Origin of the sequence: Micrococcus sp. KRD096 (genome assembly GCF_017168495.1) — a bacterium.
Classification (GTDB): domain Bacteria; phylum Actinomycetota; class Actinomycetes; order Actinomycetales; family Micrococcaceae; genus Micrococcus; species Micrococcus luteus.
This window is the reverse complement of the sequence record NZ_JABFAY010000011.1, coordinates 1,021-8,481: the sequence shown is the minus strand read 5'-3', so window position 1 is coordinate 8,481 and position 7,461 is coordinate 1,021. Positions and strand designations below refer to the sequence as shown.

Sequence of the window (7,461 nt, the reverse complement as noted above, 5' to 3'; positions counted from 1 at the left end):
CCTCACTGTGGCGGACGACACGACGATGCATCCCACCCAAGCACCGTGCTTTCATTCCGTCCAATGACTCTTGCGCGGCCCACTGATGCGCCGGAGTCATCGGTGCCGGGCGGCCCGGGGAGGCCGGGAGAGGAGGACACGTGGAGGTCCACCACGCACGGGCGTTCCTGGCCGTCGCCGAAGAGCTGCACTTCGGGCGGGCGGCCCAGCGGGTGAACCTGACGCAGCCCGCGTTGAGCCGACTCGTGAAAGGGCTGGAGCGCAGCCTCGGCGCGGCCCTGTTCGACCGGACGACGCGGAAGGTGGCGCTGACGCCCGCCGGGGAGGCGCTCGTGCCGGTGGCCGAGGACCTGGTGCACGCCGCCGAGCGGGCGGGGGAGGCCGTGCGCGGTGCGGTCGCGGGGGAGACGGGGCGGGTGCGTCTCGGTTTCGCCAGCGCGTCGGCCATCCGGCCCGTGGCGCGACTCGCCCGTGAGGTGCAGTCGCGGGCGCCGGGGCTGCGGCTCGAGTTGGAGAGCGCGCACTTCTCGCCGCAGGGGCTCGAACGGGTGCTGGAGGAGGAGCTCGATCTGTGCCTCGGCCGGTGGGACTACCTGCCGCCCGCCGTCGACGCCCTGGTGCTCGCCCAGGAGCGCCTCGTGGTCGCCCTGCCCCCGGGGCACCGGCTGTGGGGCGCCGGGACGGTGGCGCTCGCGGACCTCGCCGAGGACCGCTGGATCACCATCCCCGGCGGGCCCGCCTCCGCGCTGGGCGCCCGGCTGCCCGCGCTCGCGCAGGCGGCCGGCTTCGTGCCGCGCATCGCGCAGCAGGCCCCGGACTCGTGGTCCCAGGTGGTGCTCGTCGACGCCGGCGTCGGGGTGGCCCTGACCGTGGACTCGGTGCGGGAGAACATCCGCGGCGAGGCCGTCGGCTGGGCCGAACTGGAGGACGCCGGGCCGCCGTTGGACGTGCAGCTGATCTGGCGGGCCGGCCGCGGGGACCCCGCCGTCGCGCGCGTGGTGGCCATCGCGGCGGCCCTGCTCGGTGGCGAGGGACCGGGCGACGTCGACGGCCAGGACGGCCGGGAGAGGCCGCGCTGACCTGCGATGCCGGCCGTGCACAGACGCTGTCAACTTCGCCGTCCCCAGATCCGGGCACCTTGTCCACAGGAGTTGTCCACAGATGTGGAGGGTGTGGACGACGGTGTGGATAGGCCTGTACCAGGCGGTGTGATGAGGGCGCAAACGAGGGTGCTGTCAAGTTGGATCGACGGGGCCGAGAGGGGGGTGGAGAAACTTCCTCCACAGCCCTGGAGATCGCATCGTCCCAGGTCAGAGCCGGATTCTGGGAGTGGTCGCGCGGTTGTCCCCAGCGTGGTCCCCAGGCGATCCACACGACACGCCGCCGAATCCACACGTTGTCCACAAGGCCTGTGGGAAACGCGGTTGCCCAGCCTCCACGGCGCGCGTAGTGTCGCGTGGTATCCCCAACGCGAGGGCGGGTATTGGCCGCAGGTGACCACTGACAGGCGCGCATCCGCTCGGACCGTCGCCCCGGGGACCGTCGCGCCATCCGCCTGCAGGAGGGTGCGGCGGCACGGGCGGTGACAACAGAGGAATCAGGGCCGGGAAGACCGGCGAGGGCCGCCGTCGTGCGGGCTGTGGGAAGGGAGTCTCCGGACGTTGACTGAGAACTACGGAGACTCGGGCTCCTACGACGGCGGCCGTTCCTCTGAACGCTTCCTGCCGCCCCAGGACCTGGAGGCGGAGCGCTCGGTGCTGGGCGGCATGATGCTCTCCAAGGACGCGATCGCGGACGTGGTGGAGCTGCTGCGCGGCCACGACTTCTACCGGCCGAGCCACGAGATGATCTACGAGGCGATCATCGACCTCTACGGCCGCGGTGAACCCGCGGACGCCGTCACCGTGGCAGACCTGCTGAACAAGCGCCAGGAGCTCAGCCGCGTGGGCGGCCCCGCCGTGCTGCACGAGCTCATCCAGTCCGTGCCCACCGCCGCCAACGCGAGCTTCTACGCGGAGATCGTGGCGGAGAAGGCCGTCCTGCGCCGCCTCGTCACCGCCGGCACCAAGATCACCCAGCTGGGATATCAGGGCGACGGCGAGGTCGAGGAGATCGTCAACGAGGCGCAGTCCGAGATCTACAAGGTCGCGGAGAACCGCCAGTCCGAGGACTACGTGCGCCTCGCGGAGATCATGGAGCACGCCGTCGACGAGATCGAGGCGGCCGGCAACCAGGGGGAGGGCCTGACGGGCGTCCCCACCGACTTCTACGACTTCGACGAGCTGACGCAGGGCCTGCACGGCGGCCAGATGATCGTGATCGCGGCGCGCCCCGCCGTCGGCAAGTCCACGCTCGCGCTCGACTTCGCGCGGGCCGCGGCCATCCACCACAACATGGCCACCGTGTTCTTCAGCCTCGAGATGGGCAAGAACGAGATCGCCATGAGGCTCCTGAGCGCCGAGGCGACGATCGCGCTGCAGGACCTGCGCAAGGGCACCATCCGGGACGACCAGTGGTCCAAGATCGCGGCGACCGTGGGGCGGCTGAACGAGGCGCCGTTCTTCATCGACGACTCCCCGAACATGACCATGATGGAGATCCGCGCCAAGTGCCGGCGGCTCAAGCAGAAGAACAACCTCAAGATGGTGGTGCTGGACTACCTGCAGCTCATGAGCTCGGGCAAGAAGGTCGAGTCCCGTCAGCAGGAGGTCGCCGAGTTCTCCCGTGCCCTCAAGCTGCTGGCCAAGGAGCTCGACGTGCCGGTGATCGCGCTGAGCCAGTTGAACCGTGGAAGTGAGCAGAGGACGGACAAGCGGCCGCAGGTGTCCGACCTGCGCGAGTCCGGCTCGATCGAGCAGGACGCGGACATGGTGATCCTGCTGCACCGCGAGGACGTGTACGACAAGGAGTCACCGCGCGCCGGCGAGGCGGACCTGATCGTGGCCAAGCACCGCAACGGGCCCACGAAAACCATTGTGGTGGGGTTCCAGGGGCACTACAGTCGGTTCAGCAACCTCGCACAGGATGGCGGGGGCTCGGGCAGGTTCTAGAGCCAGGGCAGCGCCCCTGTCATAAAATATTAGCGGGAATAGTGTGAAAGATATGTCAAAAAACAAATTCTCTGGTCAGCGCGATTCCAGGCTCGATTACAGTATTGCCATAAGAAATTTGGATACGTTCTCGAGTCTTGGCGAAGCCGATCTGCCGGGATGGATAAATAGATCGTTCTTGAACCATAGCCCGTTCTTTCTTGCTGCGGACGACTTTGCTAATTTTCGCGATTTTGCGGCCGAACTGTTGGAAGTTGAGTTTCATGACATCTGGTGCACGGGGTCGGGATCTTTGGGTTTTAGCTTGAATCCCGGTAAGATATCGGAGGGGGGGTCACCCAGGCTCTTTGGGACTGCTTCGGATATTGATATGGCAATTATTTCTGAGCTGAAGTTCGAGGCTGCATGGCGCGATATGCAGAGGAAGTATCGACATGCTAGGCGTGGCCTCGAGGAGGGCGCTAAGAAGGACTACACGATGACGCGAAACAGAATATTTGATGGATGCTTCAGGGCCGACCTTCTTCTTAGTTCTCCCACTCTGGGAGAAGATTGGGGAGGAGTGGCAAACAAACTTTCGGCCCGCGCCTCGGAATTGATAAACAGGAATATAACCGCAAAGTTTTGGATATTCCGTGACATGTGGTCATTGCGTAACTATGTTCAGGAAGGCGCCATGGCCATGCTAATTAAGGTGAAAAAATGACAGTAATTGAGTTTAATCCCCCCTTGCCAGCATCAGTAGGGACAAAATCCCTTCAAGATTTTATCGACTTGGCTGATTCTTCTGATGAATTTGGCGTGGGCATCTCTGAAGGCCGGGCGCGGTCAAAGCTGGTTTTGAAGCCACCATTTCAGCGTGGGGTGGTCTGGAGCGACGAACAAAAGGCGCTCCTTATCGATTCGATGCTTCGGGGGGTTCCGGTTCCCGAATTGTTTGTTCAGTATAAGACTGACAGTGAAGGGATGCAGTCGACAGTCGTAGTTGACGGTCAGCAACGCATTACAGCGTGCATACATTTTGTGCGCGGAGAATTTCATCTGCCGGACGACTCTAAGTTTCTGGATGGTTGCCGCGGTAAGAAGTTCACCGACTTGCCGGATGAATACCGCAAACGCCTGAGGAGCTTCAAGTTCGCGGTACGCGATCTGCCGGACTACCTGGACGAAGGGCAGTTGCGTGATATATTTCGACGGCTGAATACAACTGTTGTTAGCTTGAATGAGTCCGAGCTCAGAAATGCTACTTACAGAAATGCATTTACTAGGCTCATAAAGAATGTTGCCGAAGATAGAATTCTTAGCGACTGGGGTATCTTTTCTCCGAACGATGTGCGGCGTCTGAAGCACTTTGAGTTCTGTGCTGAGGTGTTCGAGGCCGTTTCCACTAAGTCCTTTCCTAATAAAAAGGAGTCGCTTGATTCCTTGTATCAGCGGATGGCTGATGCTGTATCGAATGACGAGGCCCTGACGGAATTCGGCCGGCGTTTCGATCGCGTCCGAGAGATGCTCTCGGAATTCACCCCCCGCCTTAAGAAGACACGGTTTCGAAATAAGTCTGATGCTTATTCACTTCTGATTTATTTGCTTCTTAGGGCGGACTATCTGGACCCAAGCGAGAGTGCAGATAGCCTTGTCAAGTCGATTGAAGACTTTTCCCTTAAGGTCTCCCAGGTGCGCTCCATGCGGAAATCTGGCAGTATTGCGACGGAGGCCGAAGATTCAACGGCGGTAAGGTATCTCGATGCTGTCGAGCGTGCTGCTTCTGACCGTCTGAATCGTGTGCGTCGCGATAATGCTCTGGATCTCGTGTTGCGTGATGAGATCGGCGATCGTCCAGTGCCGTATACATCGGAGTATGATTCTCAGCATTCTACGACCGACAGTGGTTATGAATTTTACGAGGATATTTATGATGACGATGACGAGGCTGTTTCAAATGCTGCCATTGATGCCGCTGTCGAGTACTTGAAGGGCTTCGCGGGGGAGTCCGCTTTTGTCATCCAGGAGCAGTTTCCTCGATTGAAGGAATTTTCTCGAGTTGCCGGTCTAGCGGATTTGACCGTCTCCTCCATTGAGGCTGATAATGCATCTCTCGAATGGTCGGTTGTGGAGTTCCACGAGGAAACACAGGAGTACGTGGGCGTTGTATCGGGTCTGGCTACCCTGAATGCTAGTGTTTCGATGAATGAGCCGCCGGACGTGGATGTGGATCAGCTTGAAGATATGTGCGACTCTGGCGAGGCTGTGAGGGTAGAGGCTGGAGTCTTGCATTTGGTGGTGGAGCAGGACGTGCAAGTTGATGTCCGGGTAGCGTTCCGCCACGCTGAGGTCATTTCATAGTCTGTATATGGACCGTTCGCAACCAGGCAATCCCTAATGCTAAGGACCTGATCATCCTCGACACCCAGAGGATCATCGGAAATAAGGTAGGGATCTACTCGCCACGGTAGTCGTCTTGGAGGACGTGGTCCTCTGAGTGTGCGGACACCTTCGCCGTGAAGGTAGAGGGTTAGTTCTGGACCCGCGCCGCCATTGGTCAAGATCAACCTGGGCGGCGGCAGTCACGTGCGCAAGCTGCACGGGGTCCTTGCACCAGCGGTTCTGGGGCCGAGCTTGAGCGGCTGGCCGCCGAGGTGGCCCGCGCGCTAAGGGGCGGGCCATGGTCTACCGACGGGTGCTGTCAGTTGCCCTGCGTCCCGTGTATGTTCCCGATCACCGTGAGCACCTCATCGGCCAGAGAGGCGCTGTGTGAGCGGGAGAATCTAAGGCGTGTCTGACAATGAACCCAGGGGCCAGCTGACACCCTGGAGCGCATGTCCCGGTTCCAGGCGCTGTCCGATGCGCAGTGGGAGCTGATCGCCCCGATACTCCCGACCCGGAGCGGCCGCGCCGGCAGGCCGTTCGCCGATGCCCGCACGATGGTCGAGGCGATCATCTACCGGTACCGGTGCGGGATTCCCTGGAGAGACCTGCCCGAGGTCTACGGGCCCTGGCAGACCGTGTGGACCTGGCGCCGCCGGATGGCGGCCGAGGGCACCTGGGACACGGTGCTGACAAAGCTGACCGCCGCCGCTGACGCGCAGGGCTTGGTGGGCTGGTCGGTGTCGGTGGACTCCACGATCGCCCGCGCTCACCAGCACGCGACGAACACTACCCGGCACACAGGGGGATGGATCGAGTTACAAGAATCTGCGTGAGGAGGCGGCCGATCACGGGATCGGGCGCTCTCGTGGCGGGTTGAGCACGAAGATCCATCAGCTCGTCGATGGCGCCGGGATGCCGCTGTTCAGCCTGATCACCCCAGGCCAGGCAGGAGACTCCCCGATGCTGTTGCCCCTGCTGGAACAGCTGCGTGTGGCACGGCCGGTAGGGCGGCCCCGGACCCGCCCCGAGGCCGTGCTGGGTGACAAGGCATACTTCCTCCCGGGCGATCCGCGCCCATCTGCGTGCCCGCCGGATCAAGGCGGTCATCCCTGAGCCGGCCGACCAGCAGGGCCTGAATCGCCCCGGGTCTGGTGGAGGCTCTGATCCAACGGAAGGATGCAGAGCATGCCAGCACCACGGAAGTACCCCGACGAGCTCCGCGAACGCGCCACGCGGATGACTCTGGAAGCCCGTCAAGACCCCGCCACGAGGACCGGAGCGTTCCGCCGTGTGGGAGAACAGCTCGGGATCAATCCCGAGACGCTGCGCAACTGGGTCCGCCAAACCGAGATCGACCACGGCCACCGCCCCGGAATCACGACCAGCGAAGCCGCCCGGGTGGCCGAGCTAGAGAAGGAGAACCGTGAACTACGGCGGGCGAACGCGATCCTGCGCTCGGCGTCGGCTTTCTTCGCGGCGGAGCTCGACCGCCCACAGCGCTGATCGTGGACTACATCGACGAACACAAGCACGAGTTCGGTGTCGAGCCGATCTGCGCCACGCTGTCCGCGGCAGGCACACAGATCGCACCGAGCACGTACTACGCGGCCAAGACGCGCGCGGTTGGAGAAGGCCGGATCGACGAATCCGTCGAGCGCGATGATGGGCAACCCTGTCAAGCAAGATCGCACCCTGGCACCTCTGTCCAGCAGCACCCAACTGGCTCTGACACATGCGCCTAGGGCGTGTCTGAGAATAGATGCACGAGTCAGCTGAGACCCTGGGGACATGTCCCGGTTCCAGATGCTCTCCGATGCCCAATGGGAGTTGATCGCCCCGATGCTCCCGACCCGGACCGGCCGCGCCGGCAGGCCGTTCGCCGACGCCCGCACCATGGTGGAGGCGATCATCTACCGGTACCGGTGCGGAATCGCTTGGAGGGATCTGCCCGAGGTCTACGGGCCCTGGCAGACCGTGTGGACCTGGCATCGGCGCTTGGCCGAAAAAGGCACATGGGACACGGTGCTGGCCACGCTGACCGCCG

The 7,461-nt window shown here is 62.8% G+C and carries 6 protein-coding genes, 2 pseudogenes and 1 other annotated feature; of the genes and pseudogenes, 7 read left to right on the top strand and 1 reads right to left on the bottom strand.

All coding sequences use genetic code 11. The features are described 5' to 3' along the window. Positions 1 to 140 precede the first annotated feature (140 nt). Positions 141 to 1,079 carry a LysR substrate-binding domain-containing protein gene (locus J1M41_RS04970; RefSeq protein ID WP_206451286.1) on the top strand — a complete coding sequence of 313 codons (939 nt, stop codon included), beginning with the start codon at positions 141 to 143 and terminating at the stop codon, positions 1,077 to 1,079. A 642-nt stretch (positions 1,080 to 1,721) separates the two neighbouring features. Then, positions 1,722 to 3,050, top strand: a complete 1,329-nt coding sequence (dnaB, locus tag J1M41_RS04965) for a replicative DNA helicase (RefSeq protein WP_206451296.1) — start codon at positions 1,722 to 1,724, stop codon at positions 3,048 to 3,050. A gap of 55 nt (positions 3,051 to 3,105) precedes the next feature. Here the strand turns inward: dnaB and J1M41_RS04960 are convergent, their stop codons facing one another. Beyond that, positions 3,106 to 3,315 carry a hypothetical protein gene (locus J1M41_RS04960; RefSeq protein ID WP_206451285.1) on the bottom strand — a complete coding sequence of 70 codons (210 nt, stop codon included), beginning with the start codon at positions 3,313 to 3,315 and terminating at the stop codon, positions 3,106 to 3,108. 105 nt (positions 3,316 to 3,420) lie between these two features. Between J1M41_RS04960 and J1M41_RS04955 the strand changes: the two genes are divergently transcribed. The 5 genes and pseudogenes from J1M41_RS04955 to J1M41_RS04935 all read left to right on the top strand — a co-directional run. Further along, entirely contained in the window at positions 3,421 to 3,756 is a 336-nt protein-coding gene (locus J1M41_RS04955; RefSeq protein ID WP_206451284.1) for a hypothetical protein, read from the top strand. Further along, a complete protein-coding gene (locus J1M41_RS04950) occupies positions 3,753 to 5,393 on the top strand; it encodes a DUF262 domain-containing protein (RefSeq protein ID WP_206451283.1) in 1,641 nt (546 codons plus the stop codon). The genes J1M41_RS04955 and J1M41_RS04950 overlap by 4 nt, the downstream gene beginning before the upstream one ends. Before the next feature lie 473 nt (positions 5,394 to 5,866). Continuing rightward, positions 5,867 to 6,549: pseudogene (locus J1M41_RS04945) on the top strand (IS5 family transposase); the annotation flags it as partial. A gap of 53 nt (positions 6,550 to 6,602) precedes the next feature. Next, a pseudogene (locus tag J1M41_RS04940) lies at positions 6,603 to 7,036 on the top strand (transposase); the annotation flags it as partial. After that, positions 6,881 to 7,009 (top strand) — a sequence feature (AL1L pseudoknot). It overlaps the preceding pseudogene by 129 nt. A 169-nt stretch (positions 7,037 to 7,205) precedes the next feature. Then, the coding region (locus J1M41_RS04935; RefSeq protein WP_083555093.1) for a transposase at positions 7,206 to 7,461 on the top strand (256 nt) is incomplete at its 3' end.